Raw genomic sequence first — 22,437 nt, forward strand, 5'->3', positions numbered from 1 at the left:
TTATTCGCCTCCTAGGCCAAGCATTATGCCTTTGACTGCGGCAACCGACTGGGATAACACTTGGATTTGGCTCAGATCTTGATCGCTTTCAACAATATATTGCTCGGGGGTTGAACCGAGAATATCGATCGTAATCGAGGTGAGTGTGTCGGCGGTTTTAGTGAAGACTTGGCTGGTTTGCTCCCAACTAAAAACACTATTTTTAGGCAATAAATACACCGCCTTTTGATACTCAGGTATCACAGTGATCTGTTGTCCTAACAGTAAGTTACAGTCCTGCGGCACGGGTGATGACCAAGCGGTCACAAAGGCACCTTCGGCGATGGCCGACATGGACTCAATGGCGATATGGCATTGATTGATGTTTACCGCCGAGAGCGAATGTGACTGGCTCATAGGCACGCTGACGTTGACGCGAATGCTGTCGCTGGGCACCAGTGAAAATAGCTGCGAGCCCGCCATATAGGGTCCATTCACTTGGTTGAGTTTGACGATCCCCGCCACTGGCGTGCCTACCACTAGGGAATCTGTGGCGGCATCTGTGCTTTTGACTAGCTCCATAAAATGCTGCATGTGCTCGTATTCGAGGTGAGTGCTGAAGTAGTCTTGGCTGATCTCGCGCCATTTTTCGGCGCTGATACTACCATTGTTTAATAAGGGTTTATTGCGCTCATAACGGCTCTTTGCCAGTTGATACAAGTTGCCTGCGGCTTCGACTTGGGCGAGGTAGTGGAACACTTCTGGCCCTGTCAGTTTGACTATCGCTTGGCCCTTAGTGACGAGCTGGCCTTGGCCGACGAGGAAGCTGATCTGTTGGATATTCTCCGGCGTGCTGATCCAATAATCGTTACCGGGAAGGATTGCAACCTGTGCGGGCAACGGGCTGCCCTCATAGCTGGCGACTTTCTGTGGCTGCACATAACTCAGGTCTAAATTGCCGAGGGAGCTAATCGTTAAGGATTCAGCCTGCACTAAGGTGGCAACACTGGCGGATAAACAGAACAGGCATGCGCCGTACTTGACCATCATAATAAAATTCCTAGGGCTTGCAGTTGTTGGGAGTGCAGTTGTTGCTGCGCGACTTGGTTCAGTGCCAAGCGGGATTCGGTATCGAGTGCATCCATATAGCGGCGCAGCCAGACTTCGTAGCTAACTTGATTTTGGTCTTTGACCTTAGCCAGCTCCTCTGTGATGGTGCGGCTAAGGTGTAAGGCTTGGGTTAGCAATGTCTGTTGGTCGAGCAGATTTTGTTGCTGTTGCTCTAGCTTTTTAAGCTGAGTTTTCAGCTCGATATAAGTACGGTCGAGGTTGAGTGTGTGCTCGGTACTGGCTTGTTGCCATTGGGATAATTCGGTTTGCGATAGGGCCGAACCTAAGGTCAGTGGCACAGAAACGGCGATGCCAAGTTGTTGATCATCGATTTGGTTATCGGCGGTATTTTTGGCCGTGAGTGAGACTGTCCAAGGGTCTTTATCCCCCGCCTGCTGGCTCTGGATGAGCAGCAGCTGTTGCTGCTTCTGCAGGCTTAATAATTGCCATAATGGATGCTGCGCTAGCACGTTATTGTGTTGAGTACTGGCAGAAAGCGGCCGCGCGGTTTCGGCGATATCCTGGGGTATTTGCTCTTGTCCGGTCAGCTGTTGATAGAGGGCAAGCGCCTCCGCCTGCTGCTGATTAAGGTCGACCCGCTCCAGTGCAATATCCACCCGTTCGCGTTCTAGCAAGAGTGTATGGGCAATCGGCAGCTCGCCCGCATCTGTGAGTTGCTTCTGCTGGCTATGGAGCTTGTCGAGTAATTGGCTCTTGCGATCTAATTGGGCCAGTTTTACTGCGGCCAGACGATGTTCCCACAGGCTTTGGCGCAATAATCCCGATAAATACAGGCCCTGCAGCGCGACTTGTTGCACCTGAATGCCTTGGGTGAGTTGTTTAATTTGCTTATCGCTGCTGTGCAAGGCAGGGGATTTTATTGGCAAATTGAGTGAGAGTTCCTGCTCGTAGCTGTTACCATTATCTAGGCTACCTAAGTGACTCAGGCTAATGCTCGGCAGGCCATTGAGCCAAGATGAGCTGCTTAAGCTCATTTGTGATTGCGGTAACTGGCCGCCCGATTGAGATAAAGAATGTAATCTAGCTTGGCTAGTGGAGAGTGCTTGGGATAGCTCGGAATTCGCGGCATGGCACAGGAAACTGCTGCTGACTAAGGTCGCCAACAGACATAACTTGATACAAGACGTACTGACAGACATAGGACGATTCTATGGTATTAAAGAGTGCTGTCAGTGTAGGGATTGGTGGGCGAAAGTCGTGGGGGACATGTATCATAAAACTGCCTATGGTACATATGTCCCATAAAATAATTGGTTGATTTCACTTTTATTTAGGAGTTTTAAATGAAGGATCTTGTCATTATTGGTCTGCTGGCCGTGATCATGTGCTTTAAGCTTTTTGACATCTTATCCGACATTCAGTTGGGTATTGCCCAATGGCATATTGCCCAGGAAGCCGTGCTGTTAGTGCTTACCGCTATTGGTGCCATGTACTTAAGTTATGATCTTATCCGCCGTTCCCGCGAGGTCAAAGCACTAGCTAAACGCCTAGAACATGCGGATAGGAAAATCGACAATATGTCGACGCAAATGCGCTCCGCTAGACAAGAATACAGCCAAGCTGTGTCGCACCAATTCGAGACTTGGGGCTTTACTAGGAGTGAGCAGCAAGTGGCATTTTTACTGCTTAAGGGCTTAAGTTTTAAAGAAATTGCCGAAGTTCGCCAGACCAAAGAAAAAACCGTCAGACAACAGGCATCGACTATTTATGGCAAAGCGGCAGTCGATGGACGCCACACTTTTTGTGCTTGGTTTATGGAAGACTTTATTCAAGAGCATAATCAAGATCTTGCTGCGAACGAAGCGGGATCAAGCCATCAGGCGGCTTAATGACTAAGGCATAGGCTTAGCTGTTATAGCTATTTGTTATTGAAAATCGATATTTGCTGTATTTTTAGTTCTAAACAATAATGAGCATCCCCTAAGTTTGCAGGAAGATGCAATTGAAGAATTGGCTGATTATCGTGTTTTCCCTGATTGCCTTGATCGCTTCGACGCAAACCAGCGGATTAGTGCGCTCGTTGATCGAATTCTCTGCCTTTGTAGGCGTCCTTTGCTGGGCCTGGCGGATCAAACCAAGCACCGAGTAAATCTAAACCTTAGTTATTGAAAATACAGAATATACACTAACGATATTGTTCCTATTGCTGCCCACAGCATCACCCCGAGCAACAGCGGTTTGGGGCCACTCGCCCGCATTTTCTGCACTGTAATTCCCGCACCAATCAAAAACAAACACAGCACTAGGGCGCGTTTTGACACCATAAATAGGATGTCATACATGGCATTGAATTGTGGCAACCAATGGGCTACAGCAATGGCTAAACAATAAAAACCGATAAAATACGGCAGGTTAAGTTTGCGCTTATCGCCACCAAACAGCATAGCGCTGATCAGCGCTATCGGGATGATCCACAGGGCGCGGGCGAGTTTAATGGTGGTTGCGGTTTTTAAGGCTTCATCACCATAGGCCGAAGCCGCGCCGACAACCGATGAAGTATCGTGGATGGCAATGGCACTCCACACACCAAAATCGTATTGGCTCATATTGAGCAAGTGGCCAAGAGCTGGGAATAAAAACAGTGCGACTGAGTTCAGCACAAACACACAGGCCAATGCCGTGGCGGTTTGATCGTTACGCGCATTGATGGCCGGAGCCACAGCGGCAATGGCGCTGCCACCACAAATAGCAGTGCCGGAGGCAATCAAGTGACCAGTAACATGATCAAATTTCAGGGCGCGGGTGAGCGCAAACCCTAAGCTCAGGGTGAAAAATATTGAGCCAACAATTAGGCCGAAGTTGTGGGTGCTCGCTTCAATCGCCGCGTTTAAGTTAATGCCAAACCCCAAGCCAATAATCGAATAAGACAGGAGTTTTTTGGTGAGGGCGGCAATATTCCATTCGGTTGGTACCCAGCCAAGGCTGGCTAAGGTGAAGCCGAGCACTAGCGCCATGGGGGACGAGATAAAGGGCGCGAGGCACAACAGGGCCGCGCAAATGAAGATAATACGCTGATGTTTATTCTGTTGCGTTAATGTCGACGACAAATTCATAACACCTTAGGCTCGAGCGATTAGGGTTTATCGTTCCAATTACAGATCTTCATATTAAGCGACAGATACAACATGGCTATTAATAGGGCTGGATCTTGGAGGCTGAGTGAGGGGCATTATAGCTGTGACTGTTTACTTCAATAAAATCAATTTAACTTAATTTGTTAGTCAATTTTATTTACTGTTATGGAGCGTTGGGAACTGGATAAATGGCAACAGAGAAGGGAAGGAGATTAACTTAAACCTGTTAATCTCCTCGATAGATTATAAATTCACTATAGTTTTCAAACTGTAATCCCCACCATCCTTTGCGGTAAATTGTTTATCTTGGGTATCGTTAGCACTTGGCATGCCTGCATGCAGCAAGCTGAGCCAATGGCGAGAAGTGCTAGAACGTGCTTCCGTTGTTTCTATCGATGTTGGCGCTTCGATTTGGACATCTTCCAGATTGGCCAGATCCCTCGTACCTATCATGCCGCTGCGGTCGAAACTGAGTTCTACATGGCAACCTTGATCCTGCAACACTATGGCGTTGGGGGAGTCTTTGGTGCCGTTAAAGGCCACAAACTGTTTTGGTTGGCGTAAACCACTGTGGCTACCATCGGCAAAGAAGGCCAATAGGTGTTGATAGTAAACCACATAGCTGCTGACATCTTGGTGTGAACCCGAGTTGAGTGGAAAGGCTCTGTCGAGGAACTGTTTCGCCTTGGCGATTTTCTCGTGCTCGGCGACATTCACTTGGGCCACGGCTAGCACTTCTTCTGCGATGAGACTATTTAGATTCGGTTGGATCTGGTTGCTCTTGATCATTGGCATATTCATCGCTCGTTCCTCTACACTTTCCGATTTAAAAAATTAGGGCCCTGATTTCACGTTTGATTGTTTAACCTCAGTCTTCAACTTAGCGGGTCCGACAGAGTTAATGGTTAAGCGTCAGGTGGATTACCCTTCCTTGATTGCTTGATTTGTAGTCTAGTCTTTTTTGACTACAATTTCACAATAAAAATTTTACAATGTGAATTTTACAAAATGCGCAATGACCAGAGCTTGATGAGAAAATCACACTTCCTCGGAACAAAAATACGTAACCTACGGAAACGTAATAATTTAACCATGGAAGATTTATCGGCGCGCTGCATCCGAGTCGATGCGGGCAGTGCGCCCTCTGTGTCATATTTGTCGATGATCGAGCGCGGAAAACGGGTGCCCAGTGCCGAGATGTTGGCGGTGATCGCCGCCGTGTTCCAAAAAGAGGTCGACTGGTTTTTAGATGATGTGCCCGAGGAGAGTGCTATCACGCCGGACAAGGGGCGCCGTGGTGGGATCAGCGGTATGGCGCTAGAGCCCAGTTTTTTGTTTTCCAATGATATTTTACAAATTGCGATTCCTGAAATGTTATCGCAGACCGGGATCTCGGGTCGGCAGTTTGCCCATTTGTTGATCCGCGCCCATCAGGAACACCATCAAAACCATTTTCCCGATCTTGAACGTGCCGCCGAGGAAGTCGGGCTTAAACGTATGCCTTTGTCCCTCGAGGATATGCTGGATATCGCCAAGGGCATAGGCTTAAAAATCAAATGGATTGATAGTACGCCACAGGAAGTTATCGACGAACGTGGCGTCAGTTCGCATCAGCTAGTTACCTCTTTCTTCGAGCCACCCAGCACGATTTATGTCAATAAAATGCTTAAAAATCGCCCCAGCCGGCTTAAGTACGATCTCGCCGCCCATATCGGCCATTGTGTATTGCACAACAAAGATGGGCTTAAGAGTGTGATGATCTCTGGCCGTAAATTGGAGATGGATGAAGAAGTGACCATGCAGTCCAATACCCTAAACGCACAGGATATTTTGCATGCATGGCGCGATTTTGAATCGAGCTTTTTTGCGGGGGCCTTGTTATGCCCTAAAGTGCCCTATCGACAATTACTCGATCGCCATGGCTATGAAATTGAGGTGCATAAACAACTACAAGTGTCGGCCTCGGTCGCCATGCGGCGCATGACGGTCGTATCGCCTTATCCCCATTGGCATTATTTCGATGCCTATGCGCCGGGCAAACTCAAGGCGGTTTACCGTGGCAATGGTATTCCCCTGCCTTGGGGCAATATGCGGTTAGTGGAAGACCCCTGTCAGCACTGGGCGGTCTTTAGGATGATCAGCGAGCCAACGGTCGGCACCTCGGCGCAGATTTCAATTTTAAATGTGGGCAATGAGCCACGGATTTACTGCTGCGAGTCGATTAAGGTCGAAGACTCGGCGGGCAATCCCCATGTGCTCTGCGCCGGTATCGACCTTAATCCGGCCATTGAAGCCCAAGGTAAAGATGCACTCTCAATCGCCCATGATTTAAAAGCCGCCTGCGTCTCAGGCGGTGGCTCAGTCGCGATTCCTAAGCATATTAAGAGTGACTTAGTAAGTGTAGCTAAGATATTGAATATCAATTGGATTGAACGCGGGATTAAAAACGATGCCAGACTCATCTGCTCCCGCGGCGCCGTCTGCCCACGGCAACCCAGCTGTTATCAAGCGGGTAAATCACAGTGTGATGGGGCTTAGTTAAAAATTGACTTTAGTTATGTAATTAAAAAATAAAACAGTATTGTAAGGAGGAGATTACATGGGTGAAATAGTTGAGATTTTGGACGATGGAGAAGATAAAAAAATAATTACAGCTGAGGATGCTCAGCTTGATTCTTATTTTAAACTACATCAAAGAGTCAATGCAAAAAGTGAGGAGATCTCTAAGTCCTATACGAATAATATTCTTGTTGAATTTTCTGATATAGAAGAGTTGCATGATAAAACTCTTCAATCAATAAAGTCACTCCGTCCTATTAGAAATAGCATTGTTATCAGGGTTGCAGTGTTTCATAATGAAGGTGAAGCCGCTAAATTTAACTCATTTGAAGATTTTAAAAGACACAATATTACAAGTCCTAACCCAACAGCACAAATATCTTTAGACTATAAATTTGTCATTCTAGATAATGAAACTGGCGAATTTGAAAATTATCGAGTCATAGCTCAGGTTCGCTCTAGGGTTTCAGAGTTAAAGCAAATTGAAAGTGAGGCTCCTCCATTTTTATCTAAGGCATTGATAACTAGTTTAGTTACGCAAACTGCTAAGATTACTATCTTATATGGTGATTATGTCAAAGCTAGGCACTTTACTGCTATGTTTGATGAATGGATAAAAGGTTGTGATGAATCGAAAAGTTTGAAGTATATTAGTACGGTAAAGAAATGGTCTCACCTTTTATCTATATTTGGAAAGTTAATAATTTACGTATTGTTGGCGTTTTTTATGACATCATCTTTTCGTGATGATTCAATAGAAGTGACAAACTCATTTTTAATACAATTTTTAATTGTTTACTCAGTTGTTTTTTTGATGGTAGGTATGTTGTCTGGTCTATTCTTGAGTAGGATTGAGATGTCAATAGATAGTTACTTGTCATTGTCATATTTGAAAATAAATAAAGGTGATAATAAAGCTATCAAAGAATATGCTGATAGAAATAAACATTCTGCAGCTTGGGCGATAGCTGGTATTGTAGGTACAGTATTAATTGGTTTATCAACAAATGCTGTGTATGACATAATAAAAAATTACTTATTTAGTTGAAGAGTGAATTTATATCAACAACTTGTAGAAAATATAAGTATTTTTATCTAACAGAAAGCCCCAAGGTAGAATACTTTGGGGCTTTATTATTTAGATAATCACATCCTCTAGCCTAATCGCTAAGCCCTAATCTGCCCTGTGCCTGAAACTAGGTATTTTTCAGTGGTTAAGGATTCGAGTCCCATTGGGCCGTAGGCATGTAGCTTAGAGGTGGCGATGCCGATTTCCGCACCGAGGCCGAGTTCGCTGCCGTCGGAGAAGCGCGAAGAAGCATTGACCATTACCACAGAAGCATCGACCGCACGTTGAAAGCATGCGGCGGTGAGTTCATTGTCGGTGCAAATCACCTCGGTGTGCTGACTACCAAATTTGGCGATATGTTAGGTGGCGACTTCAAACTGTCTACTTGGCGAATAGCTATCTCTAAGTCCAAGTATTCTTAGCCAAAATCCTCTTCAGCCATATAGGTGCAGGCATCCAAATAAGCGGCAGCCTGAGGGCATGCATTGATCTTAACTTGATGCTCGGCCAGTTTTTTGCGTATTTGGTGTATAGCGTTTTATCACTCCACATATTGATTGGATTGAGTCAATTGCTATCTAAGCCAGCAACAGGAATGGCAAGGTGTCTAAGTGGACAGTTTCAACCATGTTTAACTCATCGCATACTGTCACATCGACGATAGCACTAGATTGCTGTGGAATAAAAAATGGGCACAAAAATGTGCCCATTTTTTAGTAATCTATTGATTATTGCTGAGTATCTGCCGATTGACCGTTGGCGAATATCACCGCTATATCTATGCCGTCGAACACATAGTTTGCGTTGCAGTACTCACAACCCATAGCGACTTTGCCATCTTCGGCCAGAATGGCTTCAATTTCGGCGCGTTCGAGAGTCTTGATTGCCGCGGCGCTGCGCTCCCGTGAACAAGTACATTTAAAGCTCACTTCAATGGGATCGAAGAGGCGCACTTCTTCCTGATGATATAAACGGTGTAACACGTCCTGCGCATCTAGAGTAAATAACTCTTCGGCCTTGATGGTCGAGGTTAACTGGCTCAAATGCTCGAAGTCATGGTGATGATCCGCTTGGCTTGGCAGAATTTGCAGGAACATCCCTGCCGCTTGTTGGCCATTGGCAAATAACCAGAGTGAGGTAGGTAACTGCTCAGATTGATTGAAGTATTCCTCAACACAGGCGGCCAATGTGGGCTTGTCTAATGCTACAACCCCTTGATAGCGCTCGCCTTCATCTGGGGTTAGGGTGATCACCATATAACCGTCACCAAAGAGGTCGGCAAGGTTGGCATCATCGGCTAACTCGCCATCCCAGCGTGCCACACCACGGAGTTGTTGCAGGTTATTTCCGTTGATCACCGCCAGTGACACTGGGCCATTCCCCTGTAACTGAACACTGATATCCCCACTGAACTTTAAGGTGGCGGTTAACAATGAGGTCGCGGCCATCAACTCGCCGAGCAAAACCTGTAGCACCGGGGGATAAGCATGTGAGCCTATCACATGTTGATAGCTGTCTTGCAGTTGTACCAGCTCACCACGCACATCGGCATTGTCGAACAGGTAGCGGTGTAAAATATCTTGGTTCATCTTGTGTCTCACTATTGAGTAACTTTTCAAGCCTAGAAGTCTTTAAATCGAATGAGCTGGCGTCGTTGCTTCTTATCCGGTTTATGGTCTGGCGCAGGATTATTGAGTATGTTCAATCGTCGAGCTTCGGCGTTTACCGCGCGTTTTGCCACACTGCTTGCCGTTTCTTCGTACAATTCTTGCGCAATTGACGCACTTTGGCGCAATTCTGATAATTTTTTTATGACGATCTCTTTGTCGTCATATCCCTGACGTATCTTAAGGACGGCACCTATCTCGGCATTCTTACTAGATTTGGCGCGCGCGCCGTTGTAATGTACTTTGCCACCATTGATCATTTCCTTGGCAATGGCACGGGTTTTATAGAAACGCGCGGCCCACAGCCATTTGTCGAGTCGAACACTGGTGTTGTCGCTAGGACTTTGCGTCATAGTGTCTCCAAGATAAAAGATCGATGAGTTCACATGCCGGGCAATAAAATGCGTGAGCCGCATTTCTATTATGTTAAAGAGAGGCGTGCTTCACACCCTTTTAAGGCGGGCAAAGTTAGCATAATTGGGCAATTTTCGCCAATTGCAATACTGTTATGGGGTTGTTGCCACATGCAGCCTAGGTTAGCATGTGGCGGGCATTATTATTACCTAATCAGAATAGAGACCTGTATTGAGGGTCCACATAAATATGGATTTATTAGATAAAGTTATCGCGAAAGCCGTCGGTATTCCACATAAGCCATTGAGTCAGTTTGTTTTCTGGCTAGGTTTAGTGGTGAGTTTACTGTTAGCTGCGCAAATTACATGGAAACTCGTTCCGACAACCGCATCCCCAAGTGCTTGGTCCCCCACGGCCATTACGACTGGAAAAGGGGCTGGGCAAGTCGATCTCGTCGCTTTACAGCAATTGGGACTCTTCGGCACTGCCGCGCCTAAGTCCGACCAACCTAAGGCTGAGGTCGTTGAAACCGTGACCGATGCACCTAAGACAACCCTGTCTATCCAGTTGACGGGTGTGGTAGCTTCGACGGCGGATCAAAAGGGCCTCGCGATTATCGAATCTAGCGGTAGTCAAGAAACCTACAGCCTTGGCGATAAGATTAAAGGCACCTCCGCCTCACTCAAAGAAGTCTACGCCGACCGCATTATCATCACCAACGCAGGCCGCTATGAGACCTTGATGCTCGACGGTCTGGTTTATACCAGTCAAAGTCCCGCCAATCAGCAGTTACAAAAAGCCAAGGGTGATAAGGGTGAAGTCGCTAGCCGTGTCGATCAGCGTAAAAATGCCGAAATTTCCCAAGAACTGGCCGACTCCCGCAGCGAGCTATTGGCCGACCCCAGTAAAATTACCGATTACATCGCCATTTCTCCGGTAAAACAGGGCGAGAATGTGGTGGGTTATCGTTTGAACCCCGGTAAAGATGCCAATTTATTTAAGCAAGCGGGCTTTAAAGCCAATGACTTAGCCAAATCGATTAATGGATATGACCTGACTGTGATGAGTCAGGCATTAGAAATGATGAGCCAATTACCTGAGCTAACTGAAGTTTCCATTATGGTTGAGCGGGAAGGGCAATTGATTGAAATCATGTTTAGTTTGCCGCAATAACACGCGTTAGAGGAAAGAAAAAGAATGAATAACAAAAGGATTCGACGCAAGCTGATTGCCGGAGTTGTGGCAGGCGCCGCCATGTTCACCTCCCAATTTGTTTGGTCCGAACAATATGCGGCCAACTTTAAAGGCACCGATATCCAAGAATTTATCAACATCGTTGGTAAAAATCTGAATAAGACCATTATTGTTGACCCAACGATCCGCGGCAAAATTAACGTACGCAGTTACGACCTACTGAACGATGAGCAGTATTATCAATTTTTCCTCAACGTCCTACAGGTCTACGGCTATGCCATAGTCGAGATGGAAAATAACGTCATTAAGGTCATCAAGGACAAAGACGCCAAAACTGCCGCTATCCGTGTTGCCAACGACAACGACCCCGGCCTTGGGGATGAAATGGTGACCCGTATTGTGGCACTGTATAACACAGAGGCGAAGCAACTCGCGCCGTTGCTGCGCCAGTTAAACGATAACGCCGGTGGCGGCAACGTGGTTAACTACGACCCTTCAAACGTGTTGATGCTCTCTGGTCGTGCCGCTGTGGTCAACAAATTAGTGGAAATTATCCGCCGCGTAGATAAACAGGGTGATACCTCGGTACAAGTGGTGCCGTTAGAGTTCGCCTCCGCCGGTGAGATGGTGCGGATTATCGATACCCTTTACCGCGCAACGGCGAACCAAGCGCAATTACCCGGCCAAGCGCCCAAAGTGGTCGCGGATGAGCGCATTAACGCCGTGGTAGTGAGTGGCGATGAAAAGAGCCGTCAGCGTGTGGTTGAGCTTATCCACCGCCTCGATGCCGAGCAGGCTAGCACAGGCAATACCAAGGTGCGTTATTTACGCTATGCCAAGGCGGAAGATCTCGTCGAAGTGCTAACGGGTTTTGCCCAGAAGCTTGAGGGTGACAAAGATCCGAGCGCCCAGGCTGCTGGTGGAAAACGTCGTAATGAAATCAATATTATGGCGCATACCGATACCAATGCTCTGGTGATCAGCGCCGAGCCAGATCAAATGCGCACCATAGAGAGTGTGATCAATCAGCTCGATATTCGCCGTGCCCAAGTATTAGTCGAAGCCATTATCGTGGAAGTGGCAGAGGGGGATAACGTTGGCTTTGGCGTGCAATGGGCCGCTAAAGCTGGTGGTGGCACTCAGTTTAATAACTTAGGCCCAACCATAGGTGAAATTGGCGCTGGCGTATGGCAGGCACAGGATAAGGAAGGCACCTATATTACCAACCCAAGCACGGGTGAAGTCATAGGTAAAAACCCTTCTACTAAAGGCGATGTAACTCTGCTTGCCCAAGCCCTAGGTAAAGTAAATGGTATGGCTTGGGGTGTGGCCATGGGGGACTTTGGTGCACTTATTCAGGCCGTGTCGAGCGATACCAACTCAAACGTACTGGCAACGCCTTCGATCACTACCTTAGATAACCAAGAAGCCTCGTTTATCGTCGGTGACGAAGTGCCTATCCTGACGGGTTCAACCGCCAGCTCAACCAACAGTAACCCATTCCAAACCGTTGAGCGTAAAGAGGTTGGGGTGAAACTCAAAGTGGTGCCTCAAATTAACGAAGGCAACGCGGTTAAACTGGCCATCGAACAGGAAGTCTCTGGGGTTAATGGCAACACGGGCGTGGATATTTCCTTCGCTACCCGTCGTTTAACGACCACAGTGATGGCCGATTCGGGTCAAATTGTGGTGCTCGGTGGTCTGATCAACGAAGAAGTGCAAGAAAGTGTGCAGAAAGTGCCTTTCCTCGGCGATATTCCCGTGCTCGGTCATTTATTCAAATCTTCTTCCAGTAAGAAGACCAAGAAAAACCTGATGATCTTCATTAAGCCAACCATTATCCGTGATGGTATGACTATGGAAGGGATCGCTGGTCGCAAATATAACTATTTCAGAGCCTTGCAGCTTGAGCAGCAGGAGCGTGGCGTCAATCTAATGCCAGAGACTAAAGTGCCGGTATTAGATGAGTGGAACCAGTCTGAGTACGTGCCACCGGAAGTGAACGACATTTTAGAGCGTTACAAAGAAGGCAAAGGGTTAGAAACTCAAATGCGTAAAACGGACTCTACCCTCAAGACGCTGGATGAAAACAAAAATAAAGATGAAACCCATGAGTGAGATACAAGTATCCCAAGTCGAGGATTTAAGCCTAGTGTCTAATGAGCTAGGTCTTGAAGCCGAAGGTGATGAGGTATTTCGCTCCACCAGTAAAGAGCGCTTACCCTTCGCCTTCGCCCATCGCCATGAGGTGATTTTAGCCTACGGTGATAATGGCGAACTGAGCTTGTTTTATACGGCAAAAACCCCTCTGACAGCCATGCTCGAAGCACGGCGCTATTCGGGGGTGGATTTACCCTTAGTGCAACTTGAGGCGGGTAAATTTGAGGTTAAGTTAACTCAGGCCTATCAGGCCAATTCCTCAGAAGCTCAGCAACTGATGGAAGATATTGGCAACGAGATGGATCTATTCACCCTTGCCGAAGAGCTGCCACAAACCGAAGATCTGCTCGAGGGCGATGATGACGCCCCTATTATCAAGCTTATCAATGCCTTGCTATCTGAAGCCATTAAAGAAGAAGCCTCGGATATCCATATCGAAACCTACGAGAAGCAACTGGTGGTGCGTTTTCGTGTTGACGGTGTGCTCAAGGAAGTGCTCAAGCCAAACCGTAAGCTGTCATCACTGTTAGTGTCACGTATCAAAGTGATGGCGCGCCTCGATATTGCCGAGAAGCGCGTGCCCCAGGACGGCCGTATTTCCCTGCGAATCGCGGGTCGTGCGGTGGATGTGCGGGTATCGACTATGCCATCGAGCCACGGTGAGCGGGTAGTGCTGCGTCTACTCGATAAAAATGCGGGCAATCTCGATTTAAAACAATTAGGTATGACGGATAGTATCCGCGTGAAGTTCGATGAGCTTATTCGTCGCCCCCACGGCATTATCCTAGTCACTGGCCCAACGGGCTCGGGTAAGAGTACGACGCTATATGCGGGCCTTACCGAAATTAATTCGAAAGATACCAACATCTTAACCGTTGAAGATCCTATCGAATATGAATTAGAGGGCATAGGTCAAACCCAAGTCAATACTAAGGCGGACATGACCTTCGCCCGTGGTCTGCGGGCGATTCTGCGTCAAGACCCCGATGTGGTGATGATAGGTGAGATCCGTGACCTTGAAACCGCCCAAATTGCGGTGCAGGCATCACTGACGGGGCATATGGTTATCTCGACTCTGCACACTAACACCGCCTCTGGCGCTATCACCCGTCTGCAGGATATGGGTGTCGAGCCATTCCTCGTGTCTTCGAGCTTACTCGGCGTCTTGGCCCAGCGCTTGATCCGCACTCTCTGTCCAAAATGTAAGACAGAGCACATTCCCGACGAACGTGAGCGTGAATTACTCGGGATAAGTGCAACCGATGAACGCCATATTTACCGCGCTAACGGTTGTAAGTCCTGTGGTAGCAGCGGTTATCGCGGTCGTACAGGTATTCACGAGTTACTGCTGGTGGATGATAATGTGCGCGAGCTTATCCACGGTGGGCGCGGTGAGTTAGCGATCGAGAAATATATTCGTCAGTTTGTGCCGAGTATTCGCCACGATGGCATGAGTAAAGTGCTCTTAGGCATCACCACTCTCGAAGAAGTGCTCAGGGTGACCCGCGAGGAGTAAGCTATGCCAGCATTCGAATATAAGGCGCTAGACGTCAAGGGAAAGCAACTTAAGGGCGTGATAGAGGCGGATACTGCCAGACACGCCCGTAGTCAATTGCGCGATCAGCGCATGATGCCATTGGAAATCCTCCCCGTCACCGAGAAAGAAGCTAAAGCCAAGAGCAGTGGTTTTGCTCTCTTTAAGCGGGGGATCTCGGTCGCTGAACTTGCACTGATCACCCGTCAGATTGCCACTTTAGTTGCTGCCGGTTTGCCCATTGAGGAATCCCTCAAAGCGGTCGGACAACAGTGTGAAAAGGACCGTCTGGCGAGCATGATTATGGCGGTGCGCTCTAGGGTCGTTGAGGGTTATAGCCTGGCGGACTCCCTCGCAGAATTTCCGCATATTTTTGATGATTTATACCGCGCCATGGTGGCCTCGGGTGAAAAATCCGGCCACTTAGAAGTCGTGCTCAATCGACTCGCCGATTACACCGAACGCCGCCAACAACTCAAGTCTAAGCTGCAGCAGGCGATGATTTATCCCATAGTGTTAACGCTCGTGGCTATCGGGGTTATTTCGGTATTGCTTGCGGCCGTGGTGCCCAAGGTGGTGGGACAATTCGAGCATATGGGCGCCGAACTGCCCGCCACGACCCGCTTCTTGATTGCTGCCTCGGACTTTGTGCAAAATTATGGCCTGTTTTTGGTGCTGGCGGTTGTGATGCTGTTCGTTATGTTTCAGCGGATGTTGAAATCGGCGGCATTTAGGATGAAATACCACAGTTTTTTTGTTGAGCATGCCCGTCATTGGCCGAGTCAGTAAAGGCTTAAATACCGCGCGCTTTGCCCGCACCTTAAGTATCCTGTCTGCCAGCTCGGTACCTTTGCTCGATGGCATGCGTATCGCCAGCGAAGTATTACAGAATGTCAGGGTGCGTGCGGCCGTGGATGATGCAACGGCACGGGTTCGAGAGGGAACTAGCCTAGGGGCCGCGTTGACTAACACTAAGCTGTTTCCAGCAATGATGTTATATATGATTGCCTCGGGAGAGAAGAGTGGCCAGCTAGAACAGATGTTAGAGCGGGCCGCAGACAACCAAGATAGGGAATTTGAGGGAAATGTGGCTATTGCCCTTGGTGTATTCGAACCTATGTTGGTGGTGAGCATGGCGGGGGTTGTACTCTTTATCGTGATGGCAATTTTGCAACCTATATTGGCGCTGAACAATTTGATTAGCGGTTAATGTTTTAGATGGATGGGCCATGGACGCGCTGTAATGGCACCGATTTTTTAGGAGAAGTAATAGATGCAAATGAATAAGAAACACCAAGGTTTTACCTTACTCGAAGTGATGGTGGTGATCGTTATCCTGGGTATTTTAGCCTCTATGGTGGTACCAAACTTGATGGGTAACAAAGATAAAGCCGATCAACAGAAAGCCGTATCTGACATTGTCGCCCTTGAAAATGCCTTAGATATGTTCAAGTTAGATAATGGTGTTTATCCAACGACCGAACAGGGTTTAGAAGCCCTAGTGCAAAAGCCAACGATTTCACCAGAACCGCGTAATTACCGTGAAGAAGGTTATGTAAAACGTTTGCCACAGGATCCATGGCGCAATAACTATCTGCTGTTGAGCCCAGGTGAAAACAGCAAGCTCGATATTTTCAGTGCAGGGCCAGATGGCCAACCAGGTACCGAGGATGATATCGGTAACTGGAACCTACAGAACTTCCAATAGGATGTTAAAGCTGCGTCACGCCGGCTTCACCTTAATGGAGGTGATGCTGGTGATCCTGCTGATGGGACTCGCCGCTGCCGCGGTGACTATGTCTATTGGGAATTCTGGGCCACAACAGGCGCTAGACAGAACGGCGCAGCAGTTTATTGCCGCCACCGAATTAGTGCTCGATGAAACGGTATTGAGCGGCTATTTCGTCGGTATCGTGGTTGAAAAAAACAGCTACCAGTTTGTGTATTATAAAGACAGTAAATGGCACCCGCTGGAGAAAGACAGAATACTGTCTGAAAAACAGATGGATGCTGGCGTAACCCTCAATCTGGTGCTCGATGGCTTGCCCTTAGTGCAAGAGGATGAAAGTGACGAATCTTGGTTCGAAGAGCCGCTGATAGAGCCCTCGGCCGAGGATAAGAAGAAACACCCCGAGCCACAGATCCTGTTGTTGCCGAGTGGTGAAATGAGTGCCTTTGAACTCAGTTTTATTGCTAAGACAGACCATGGCGAGATCGATGTGTTGGTTGTTGGTGATGCGCTTGGCCGCTTAACCCTAGGACGGCCCGATGAAGTACGTTAAGGGAATGACCCTACTCGAGGTGATCGTTGCGCTGGCGGTGTTTTCTATCGCGGCGGTCTCCATCACGAAAAGTTTGGGTGAACAGATGGCAAACATGCCGATTCTGGAGTCGCGCACCTTGGCACAATGGGTGGCAGATAATCAGATGGTGGACGCCAGACTCGAGCCGCAGTTCCCCGATGTGGGCAGAAAAGAGGGCCGAGTCGAACTCGCAGGCAAGGAGTGGTATTGGCGTAAAGAAGTCGTGAAAACCACGGATGATAACTTTCGGATGATCCGCATTAGCGTCAGTGAAGATGAGCGTTATCAGCGTATTGCAGCACAAGTGAGCAGTTATGTCCTTAAAACAAACTAAGGCTCACGCGGGTTTTACCCTGCTTGAAATGCTGATCGCGATTGCGATTTTTGCCATGATAGGTTTAGCCGCCAATGCAGTATTAAGCACAGTATTGACTAACGATGAAGTGACCAAAAACTTCTCGGTTCGGTTAAAGGCTTTACAACAAGGCTTTGGCGCGATAGAGCGCGACCTCGGCCAGATGGTAGCGCGTACGCCCAGATTGCTTGAAGGTGGCCGCGGTAATACTGTCTTCCAGACTGGCAATGATATTTTAGAGTCAGAGTCCGAGGCCTTAGTGTTCTATCGTTTAGGCTGGCTCAATCCCGATGGCTTATTGCCCCGCGGTAGTGTGCAGTCGGTGGCCTATGTCGTGCGGGAAGGACGATTGGAGCGTTGGTATTTTCCCTATCCAGAACCCGAATTTGGCGCCGAGCCGCTTAAAACTGTGATTATCGACAAAGTGTTATCGGTGGAATACTCCTTTTTTATGGGAGATAAATGGGAGCGCAAAGTCGAGGCGACTAAGCTACCTAAAGCCATTGCGATGGAAATTGAAATCGAAGGTCTAGGCAAAATTCAGCGTAAGTTTATGCTGCCCCTTGGTGCCGCCGCGCCAGAGAAGTCCAATGAAGAGGACAAAAAGGACGATAACGCCGAAGACAATAAAGAGAATGGTGGCGATGGGAACAATAACGGTGATGGCACTGGCGACGGCTCAGGCAATGGTTCCGGCGATCCTGAAGATGGTGAGCCCGATGCAGAGGGCCGCGAATGAGAATCCAGTCTCGGTCTAAACAGCGCGGAGTCGCGCTGATTGTAGTGCTACTGATCGTCGCCTTGGTGGTGATTGTCGCCACTAATATTACCAGTCGCAATCAGTTGTCTATGCGCCGAACCTTAAATTTAGCCCAGTACGATCAGGCCTATTGGTATGCGATTTCCGCCGAAGAACTGGCGAAGAAGATCCTTAAGCAGGACTTAGATGACTCCGAGGGGCGGGTGCACAGGCAGCAATATTGGGCCATGGCCGATGTGGTTTTTCCGGCTGAATATGGTGAAATTGCCGGTAAGATCACCGATATGCGTGCCTGTTTTAACTTAAATGCCCTGTCGGCCACCACTAAAGAAGTGGAAAACGGCCAGCCGAAGCTGCCCCTAGCGGCTAAACAATATAAGGCATTATTAGTGAGTTTAGGGATGGATGATTTTACGGCGGATCATCTTACTCAAACCCTGAAAGATTATATCGATGAAGATACAGTGGCTAGCCCCTATGGCGCCGAAGATGCCGAGTACGAAGCGCGAAATGTGCCTTATCGCGCGGCGAATACCCTGATGAACCACCGCAGCGAGTTAAGGGCGGTGATAGGTTATACCCAAGATATTTATCTGAAATTATTGCCCTATATTTGTGTTATTCCGGGCAATGATAGACAACTGCTGAATGTGAACACCCTAGAGGTCGAGCAGGCTGCGCTACTGGCGGGCATGCTAGATAATCAGATTTCCGTCGGCGAGGCTGAAAGCATTATCAACCAGCGCCCCGGTGACGGTTTTGCCAAGATCGATGATTTTTACGAATCCTCCTCCATGGGCTCGATCAAGTGGGAAGATGCGATGAAGTCGAGTTTTGTCACTGAAAGCCAATATTTTCTGTTGGCCTCGGGGGCGAAAGTCGATAACGCCATTTTTAGGATGGAGAGCGTGCTCAAAAAGGGCGGCGGCAACAAAATGGATGTGCTCACCCGTCAGTTTGGTGGACAAAAATAATAGCAAACACGCTCAACCTTTAAGGTTGAAGCTGGTGGAGAAAAACTGTGAGTGAACGGCTATTTATTCGCTTAGGCAGAACCGCAGAGCAGGCTTGCTCTTGGTTAGTATGGTCCGAACAAGAACAAGAGATTATCGCCTCTGGCGAGCTTGCCAACGCCCAAGGTTTATCAACCTTAACCGAGCGGGCGGGAAATCGTCCCATCGATGTGCTTGTGCCTGCATCGGCAATGACATTAACCAGTGTGAATCTGCCCGAAAAAGGCCAACGCCAAGCCCTAAAGGCACTGCCTTTTATGTTGGAAGAATCCATAGCGGATGATGTGGACGCTATGCATTTTACCGTTGGGCCGCGCAGTGGCGATGCATTAAGTGTGATCGCGGTCGCCCACGAGCAGATGCAAACTTGGCTGAATTGTTTGACCGAAGCGGGGTTAAAGGTCAAACGTATCGTTCCCGATTGTTTAGCCTTGCCATTGCAGGAATGCCAATGGGCGGCAATGAATTATGGTAATGAACTGCTGCTGAGAACGGGCCTCGGCACGGGGCAAAGCTTGCCTCTGCCTTGGTTGCCAGTGGCGATGAAACAACTCGTCGATAAAGAGCAAGAAGTCTCAGTGGCGAGTTATACCGAGATGGCCCTCGAAGGTGTCGAACTTAAACCTCAACCCTTAGATCTGCCTATGTTAGTGCTCGCCCGTGGCATTTTACATGCGCCAGTGAACTTACTGAGCGGCGTTTACACGCCAAAGCGCGAGTACAGTAAGCAGCTGCTCCAGTGGAAAAACGCCGCGATAGTGCTTGCCGTTGCTTGTCTGTTGGCCTTAGTGAATAAAGGGCTGACCATCTATCAAGTGAACGGTCAGATTGCCGATCTTAAAGCTCAGAGTGAGTCGATTTATCAACAAGTCGTGCCTGGAAACTCTCGGATAGTGAACCTGCGTTCGCAGATGGAAAGCCAGTTGCGCTCGTTGCAGGGGCAAGGTAGCGGCGCCGAGTTTTTTGCTATGCTCGATGGTTTGCAGGATGCCTTTAAGCAAGTACCTGAACTTAAACCTAATAGCTTAAGATTTGAGAGCGCGCGCAACGAAATCCGTATGCAAGTTACCGCCAAGGACTACGCGCAAATTGAAAAGTTTAAAGAGATTGTCGGCCGTCGTTTCCAAATGGATGGCGGCACTATGAATAGCGGTGAAGATCAAGTCACCAGCACCTTAACTTTGAGGAGCAAATAAGATGGATAATTTGCGGACTTGGTGGCAAGGGCTTGCATCCCGTGAGCAACAGTTAGTGGGTTTTGGTGGCGTATTTTTACTGGTTGGCGTGCTCTACTGGGGCATTTGGGCACCCATAACTCAAGCTGAGGCCGATGCGCTGCGCAATCTTAGTGCACAGCAACAGACCTTAAACTATGTAAAACAAACGGCCAATAAAATCGCAGGGCTTAAACAAGGTGGAGCCAAGCCTACCACGACGGGCAGTTTAAGTTCAGTCGTTAACCAAACTGCGGGCAACTATGGGTTAGTGATCACTCGCATGCAACCCCAGGGTGATAAGATCCAAGTGTGGATGGATGATGTACCATTCGATGCCTTGCTCGGTTATCTCGGTGAGCTAGTGCAGAAAAAGGGCCTGTCCCTTGAGAGTGTCGATTTGGCGGAGGCCGACGCGCCAGGTTATGTCAAAGTGAGACGCATCCAATTAGCGCAATAGATAAGGTGTAGTTGTGAGTTTGATAAAGAAAATCATCATAGGCGTACTGATTTATTTAGTATTTTTAGTGGCATTATTCCCGGCCAACATAGCGCTGAGCCTAGCACCATTACCTGCAAACGTGAAAGTGTCAGGGGTGAGTGGCAGTATTTGGTCCGGCAATATTGAGAGTTTAAATTTACAGCAAAGGCAACTTGAGCAAGTGCGATGGGAACTCAGCCCATGGGCATTATTGTTAGGCAAAGTGAGTATCGATATCCAAGTCGGTAGCCGCGCTACCCCCGTGAGTGCTAAAGGCTTAATCACTTGGTCAATGGGCGGGGTTAACGCCCAAGGTTTACGCTTCGAAGCACCCGATAGTTTCTTGATTGGCAACGCCAAGCTGCCCTTTAAAACCGAAATTCAAGGTGAGGTCAGCCTGCTGGTTGAAACCCTAGAACAGGGTAAGCCTTGGTGTGAGCAGTTAACGGGTAAACTGTTTTTAAATCAAACTAATGTGAAGAACCAATTTGGCGATTACCCCCTGGGCAATATCGAACTTGGCCTAAGCTGCGTTGATGGTAAAGCGCAGCTCGCCACCGATGAGAGCAAAAACCAGCTAGGGATTGCCGGTACTCTGCAGTTAGATGAAGGCAATATGCTTAAGGTTGCCGCTAAGATTAAAGAAACGGCCGAGCAACCTGAAGATATGCGTAACTCCTTAAGTATGCTAGGTAAACGCGGTAGTGATGGCTATTTCCCTGTGGTATATCAAGGGCGAATTCCTGGGCTCTAAGCCTCTGTTTATCAGAAAGGCACCCTATGGTGCCTTTTTTATGGGCGAGCACCGGTACTAGCGGCGAAGATCATCCAAGAGCAAGTGGTAATCGTTAATCGCGGGAAAATCATTAAAGGCTTTGAGTGGCTTTTGGCTGTCTGGGTTAGTGATCCCCAACTGATGGGCCACCCCTGCGAGGCGCGCCGCATTCAGAATTGGCTCGCTATCATCGATAAAGAGGCAACGGTTTGGATCTAAGGCAAATTTTTCAAACAGGGTCTGCCAAAATTGCGGGTGCTCCTTGGGATAACCTGTCTCATGGCTGGAGATCATCGCATCTAAGCCTGTCGCTAGTTCAGTGTGTTCAAGTTTTAGTGCCAGACTTTTGGGGTGGGCGTTAGTCACTAAAATCCGTTTTTTACCCGCCGCAGCGAGGGCATCGAGAAAGGGCATACTATCTTGGCGTAACTGGATACGGTCAACCAAGGTACGGTGCAGGCCCATAATGTCGAGCTGAAGCTGCGTCTGCCAATAGTCGAGACAATACCAATCGAGCGTACCCGCCACTTTACCATAGGCATCGACCACCAATTGCTGTGCTTGGTCGTGACTTATTCCCCTCTGTCTGCCCAACTCCTGTGGCACTAGGCTCAGCCAAAAATGGTTGTCGAAGTGTAAATCGAGCAGGGTACCATCCATATCGAGCAGTACAGTATCAATCGTCTTCCAATCAAACATGGGTATTTCCTGTGTTGTTAAGCAGAGCAAACTGAGTGTCTACAGGGATTTAAATCAGTACATCTTGTATGCTGAACACTTTGTGCTAGGCTTGGTTAATTCGATTTTTTGCCTAA

At 48.2% G+C, this 22,437-nt stretch carries 23 protein-coding genes and 2 pseudogenes; 16 read left to right on the forward strand and 9 right to left on the reverse strand.

Translation table 11 applies throughout. The features are described from left to right. Both SOHN41_RS00420 and SOHN41_RS00425 read right to left on the reverse strand, forming a co-directional pair. Positions 1–1,029 carry a hypothetical protein gene (locus SOHN41_RS00420; RefSeq protein ID WP_007644181.1) on the reverse strand — a complete coding sequence of 343 codons (1,029 nt, stop codon included), beginning with the start codon at positions 1,027–1,029 and terminating at the stop codon, positions 1–3. Next, positions 1,026–2,249 (reverse strand): hypothetical protein, encoded by a 1,224-nt coding sequence (locus tag SOHN41_RS00425; RefSeq protein ID WP_037457701.1) that lies wholly within the window; start codon positions 2,247–2,249, stop codon positions 1,026–1,028. The genes SOHN41_RS00420 and SOHN41_RS00425 overlap by 4 nt, the downstream gene beginning before the upstream one ends. Positions 2,250–2,393: 144 nt before the next feature. Here SOHN41_RS00425 and SOHN41_RS00430 point away from each other — a divergent pair, with 144 nt between their 5' ends. Continuing rightward, positions 2,394–2,939, forward strand: coding sequence for a helix-turn-helix transcriptional regulator (locus tag SOHN41_RS00430; protein ID WP_007644186.1), 546 nt, complete (start codon positions 2,394–2,396; stop codon positions 2,937–2,939). Between the two features lie 113 nt (positions 2,940–3,052). Further along, complete coding sequence (locus tag SOHN41_RS00435; protein ID WP_192825497.1) at positions 3,053–3,199, forward strand: hypothetical protein; 147 nt, start codon at positions 3,053–3,055, stop codon at positions 3,197–3,199. Between the two features lie 13 nt (positions 3,200–3,212). Here SOHN41_RS00435 and SOHN41_RS00440 read toward each other — a convergent pair whose 3' ends face one another. Next, positions 3,213–4,163: a YeiH family protein gene (locus SOHN41_RS00440; RefSeq protein ID WP_007644189.1), complete on the reverse strand. Its 951-nt coding sequence runs from the start codon at positions 4,161–4,163 to the stop codon at positions 3,213–3,215. A gap of 264 nt (positions 4,164–4,427) precedes the next feature. Continuing rightward, positions 4,428–4,985 (reverse strand): malate synthase, encoded by a 558-nt coding sequence (locus tag SOHN41_RS00445; protein ID WP_007644191.1) that lies wholly within the window; start codon positions 4,983–4,985, stop codon positions 4,428–4,430. Between the two features lie 207 nt (positions 4,986–5,192). On the opposite strand from SOHN41_RS00445, the gene SOHN41_RS00450 reads away from it, so the two are divergent. Together SOHN41_RS00450 and SOHN41_RS00455 are read left to right on the forward strand one after the other, a co-directional pair. Continuing rightward, complete coding sequence (locus SOHN41_RS00450; RefSeq protein WP_007644193.1) at positions 5,193–6,722, forward strand: DUF3612 domain-containing protein; 1,530 nt, start codon at positions 5,193–5,195, stop codon at positions 6,720–6,722. Between the two features lie 61 nt (positions 6,723–6,783). Further along, the gene (locus SOHN41_RS00455; protein WP_007644195.1) at positions 6,784–7,791 is read left to right on the forward strand and encodes a hypothetical protein; all 1,008 of its coding nucleotides are present in this window, start codon (positions 6,784–6,786) and stop codon (positions 7,789–7,791) included. Positions 7,792–7,910: 119 nt separating this feature from the next. Here SOHN41_RS00455 and SOHN41_RS19675 read toward each other — a convergent pair. The 4 genes and pseudogenes from SOHN41_RS19675 to hslR form a co-directional block, all read right to left on the reverse strand. After that, positions 7,911–8,338, reverse strand: a pseudogene (locus tag SOHN41_RS19675) (gamma-glutamyl-phosphate reductase); the annotation flags it as partial. Positions 8,339–8,390: 52 nt separating this feature from the next. Continuing rightward, positions 8,391–8,522 carry a hypothetical protein gene (locus tag SOHN41_RS20470; RefSeq protein ID WP_007644198.1) on the reverse strand — a complete coding sequence of 44 codons (132 nt, stop codon included), beginning with the start codon at positions 8,520–8,522 and terminating at the stop codon, positions 8,391–8,393. Between the two features lie 18 nt (positions 8,523–8,540). Continuing rightward, the gene (hslO, locus tag SOHN41_RS00465) at positions 8,541–9,401 is read right to left on the reverse strand and encodes an Hsp33 family molecular chaperone HslO (RefSeq protein WP_007644199.1); all 861 of its coding nucleotides are present in this window, start codon (positions 9,399–9,401) and stop codon (positions 8,541–8,543) included. Between the two features lie 32 nt (positions 9,402–9,433). Then, complete coding sequence (gene hslR, locus SOHN41_RS00470) at positions 9,434–9,832, reverse strand: ribosome-associated heat shock protein Hsp15 (protein WP_007644200.1); 399 nt, start codon at positions 9,830–9,832, stop codon at positions 9,434–9,436. Positions 9,833–10,082: 250 nt separating this feature from the next. Between hslR and gspC the strand changes: the two genes are divergently transcribed. The 12 genes and pseudogenes from gspC (at position 10,083) to SOHN41_RS00530 (ending at position 21,601) form a co-directional block, all read left to right on the forward strand. After that, a complete protein-coding gene (gene gspC / locus SOHN41_RS00475) occupies positions 10,083–11,006 on the forward strand; it encodes a type II secretion system protein GspC (RefSeq protein ID WP_007644203.1) in 924 nt (307 codons plus the stop codon). Between the two features lie 24 nt (positions 11,007–11,030). Continuing rightward, on the forward strand, positions 11,031–13,145 hold the full coding sequence (gene gspD / locus SOHN41_RS00480) for a type II secretion system secretin GspD (RefSeq protein ID WP_037457703.1): 2,115 nt from the start codon (positions 11,031–11,033) through the stop codon (positions 13,143–13,145). Further along, positions 13,138–14,703 (forward strand): type II secretion system ATPase GspE, encoded by a 1,566-nt coding sequence (gene gspE / locus SOHN41_RS00485; protein ID WP_007644207.1) that lies wholly within the window; start codon positions 13,138–13,140, stop codon positions 14,701–14,703. Before gspD ends, gspE begins: the two co-directional genes overlap by 8 nt. Before the next feature lie 3 nt (positions 14,704–14,706). Then, positions 14,707–15,931, forward strand: a pseudogene (gspF, locus tag SOHN41_RS00490) (type II secretion system inner membrane protein GspF). A gap of 63 nt (positions 15,932–15,994) precedes the next feature. Next, positions 15,995–16,429: a type II secretion system major pseudopilin GspG gene (gene gspG, locus SOHN41_RS00495; RefSeq protein ID WP_007644213.1), complete on the forward strand. Its 435-nt coding sequence runs from the start codon at positions 15,995–15,997 to the stop codon at positions 16,427–16,429. Position 16,430: 1 nt separating this feature from the next. Continuing rightward, on the forward strand, positions 16,431–17,003 hold the full coding sequence (gspH, locus tag SOHN41_RS00500) for a type II secretion system minor pseudopilin GspH (RefSeq protein ID WP_007644215.1): 573 nt from the start codon (positions 16,431–16,433) through the stop codon (positions 17,001–17,003). Then, positions 16,990–17,358 (forward strand): type II secretion system minor pseudopilin GspI, encoded by a 369-nt coding sequence (gene gspI / locus SOHN41_RS00505; protein ID WP_037457707.1) that lies wholly within the window; start codon positions 16,990–16,992, stop codon positions 17,356–17,358. The genes gspH and gspI overlap by 14 nt, the downstream gene beginning before the upstream one ends. Further along, the gene (gene gspJ, locus SOHN41_RS00510; protein WP_007644219.1) at positions 17,339–18,118 is read left to right on the forward strand and encodes a type II secretion system minor pseudopilin GspJ; all 780 of its coding nucleotides are present in this window, start codon (positions 17,339–17,341) and stop codon (positions 18,116–18,118) included. Before gspI ends, gspJ begins: the two co-directional genes overlap by 20 nt. Then, entirely contained in the window at positions 18,115–19,113 is a 999-nt protein-coding gene (gene gspK, locus SOHN41_RS00515; protein ID WP_037457709.1) for a type II secretion system minor pseudopilin GspK, read from the forward strand. The genes gspJ and gspK overlap by 4 nt, the downstream gene beginning before the upstream one ends. A 47-nt stretch (positions 19,114–19,160) precedes the next feature. Next, a complete protein-coding gene (gene gspL, locus SOHN41_RS00520; protein ID WP_007644223.1) occupies positions 19,161–20,348 on the forward strand; it encodes a type II secretion system protein GspL in 1,188 nt (395 codons plus the stop codon). Position 20,349: 1 nt separating this feature from the next. Further along, positions 20,350–20,826 (forward strand): type II secretion system protein M, encoded by a 477-nt coding sequence (locus SOHN41_RS00525; RefSeq protein WP_007644226.1) that lies wholly within the window; start codon positions 20,350–20,352, stop codon positions 20,824–20,826. A 13-nt stretch (positions 20,827–20,839) separates the two neighbouring features. Further along, complete coding sequence (locus SOHN41_RS00530; protein WP_007644228.1) at positions 20,840–21,601, forward strand: type II secretion system protein N; 762 nt, start codon at positions 20,840–20,842, stop codon at positions 21,599–21,601. 57 nt (positions 21,602–21,658) lie between these two features. Here SOHN41_RS00530 and yrfG read toward each other — a convergent pair whose 3' ends face one another. Continuing rightward, positions 21,659–22,321, reverse strand: a complete 663-nt coding sequence (gene yrfG, locus SOHN41_RS00535; protein ID WP_007644230.1) for a GMP/IMP nucleotidase — start codon at positions 22,319–22,321, stop codon at positions 21,659–21,661. Positions 22,322–22,437: the final 116 nt, after the last annotated feature.

It is taken from the genome of Shewanella sp. HN-41 (assembly GCF_000217915.1).
GTDB lineage: Bacteria > Pseudomonadota > Gammaproteobacteria > Enterobacterales > Shewanellaceae > Shewanella.

What these genes read in the sequence shown, in the direction of transcription:
- SOHN41_RS00420 (WP_007644181.1), bottom strand. Translation starts at nt 1,029, where the DNA reads ATGATGGTCAAGTACGGCGCATGCCTGTTCTGTTTATCCGCCAGTGTT.
- SOHN41_RS00425 (WP_037457701.1), bottom strand. Translation starts at nt 2,249, where the DNA reads ATGTCTGTCAGTACGTCTTGTATCAAGTTATGTCTGTTGGCGACCTTA.
- SOHN41_RS00430 (WP_007644186.1), top strand. Translation starts at nt 2,394, where the DNA reads ATGAAGGATCTTGTCATTATTGGTCTGCTGGCCGTGATCATGTGCTTT.
- SOHN41_RS00440 (WP_007644189.1), bottom strand. Translation starts at nt 4,163, where the DNA reads ATGAATTTGTCGTCGACATTAACGCAACAGAATAAACATCAGCGTATT.
- SOHN41_RS00445 (WP_007644191.1), bottom strand. Translation starts at nt 4,985, where the DNA reads ATGAATATGCCAATGATCAAGAGCAACCAGATCCAACCGAATCTAAAT.
- SOHN41_RS00450 (WP_007644193.1), top strand. Translation starts at nt 5,193, where the DNA reads ATGCGCAATGACCAGAGCTTGATGAGAAAATCACACTTCCTCGGAACA.
- SOHN41_RS00455 (WP_007644195.1), top strand. Translation starts at nt 6,784, where the DNA reads ATGGGTGAAATAGTTGAGATTTTGGACGATGGAGAAGATAAAAAAATA.
- SOHN41_RS20470 (WP_007644198.1), bottom strand. Translation starts at nt 8,522, where the DNA reads ATGGGCACATTTTTGTGCCCATTTTTTATTCCACAGCAATCTAGTGCT.
- hslO (WP_007644199.1), bottom strand. Translation starts at nt 9,401, where the DNA reads ATGAACCAAGATATTTTACACCGCTACCTGTTCGACAATGCCGATGTG.
- hslR (WP_007644200.1), bottom strand. Translation starts at nt 9,832, where the DNA reads ATGACGCAAAGTCCTAGCGACAACACCAGTGTTCGACTCGACAAATGG.
- gspC (WP_007644203.1), top strand. Translation starts at nt 10,083, where the DNA reads ATGGATTTATTAGATAAAGTTATCGCGAAAGCCGTCGGTATTCCACAT.
- gspD (WP_037457703.1), top strand. Translation starts at nt 11,031, where the DNA reads ATGAATAACAAAAGGATTCGACGCAAGCTGATTGCCGGAGTTGTGGCA.
- gspE (WP_007644207.1), top strand. Translation starts at nt 13,138, where the DNA reads ATGAGTGAGATACAAGTATCCCAAGTCGAGGATTTAAGCCTAGTGTCT.
- gspG (WP_007644213.1), top strand. Translation starts at nt 15,995, where the DNA reads ATGCAAATGAATAAGAAACACCAAGGTTTTACCTTACTCGAAGTGATG.
- gspH (WP_007644215.1), top strand. Translation starts at nt 16,431, where the DNA reads ATGTTAAAGCTGCGTCACGCCGGCTTCACCTTAATGGAGGTGATGCTG.
- gspI (WP_037457707.1), top strand. Translation starts at nt 16,990, where the DNA reads ATGAAGTACGTTAAGGGAATGACCCTACTCGAGGTGATCGTTGCGCTG.
- gspJ (WP_007644219.1), top strand. Translation starts at nt 17,339, where the DNA reads ATGTCCTTAAAACAAACTAAGGCTCACGCGGGTTTTACCCTGCTTGAA.
- gspK (WP_037457709.1), top strand. Translation starts at nt 18,115, where the DNA reads ATGAGAATCCAGTCTCGGTCTAAACAGCGCGGAGTCGCGCTGATTGTA.
- SOHN41_RS00525 (WP_007644226.1), top strand. Translation starts at nt 20,350, where the DNA reads ATGGATAATTTGCGGACTTGGTGGCAAGGGCTTGCATCCCGTGAGCAA.
- yrfG (WP_007644230.1), bottom strand. Translation starts at nt 22,321, where the DNA reads ATGTTTGATTGGAAGACGATTGATACTGTACTGCTCGATATGGATGGT.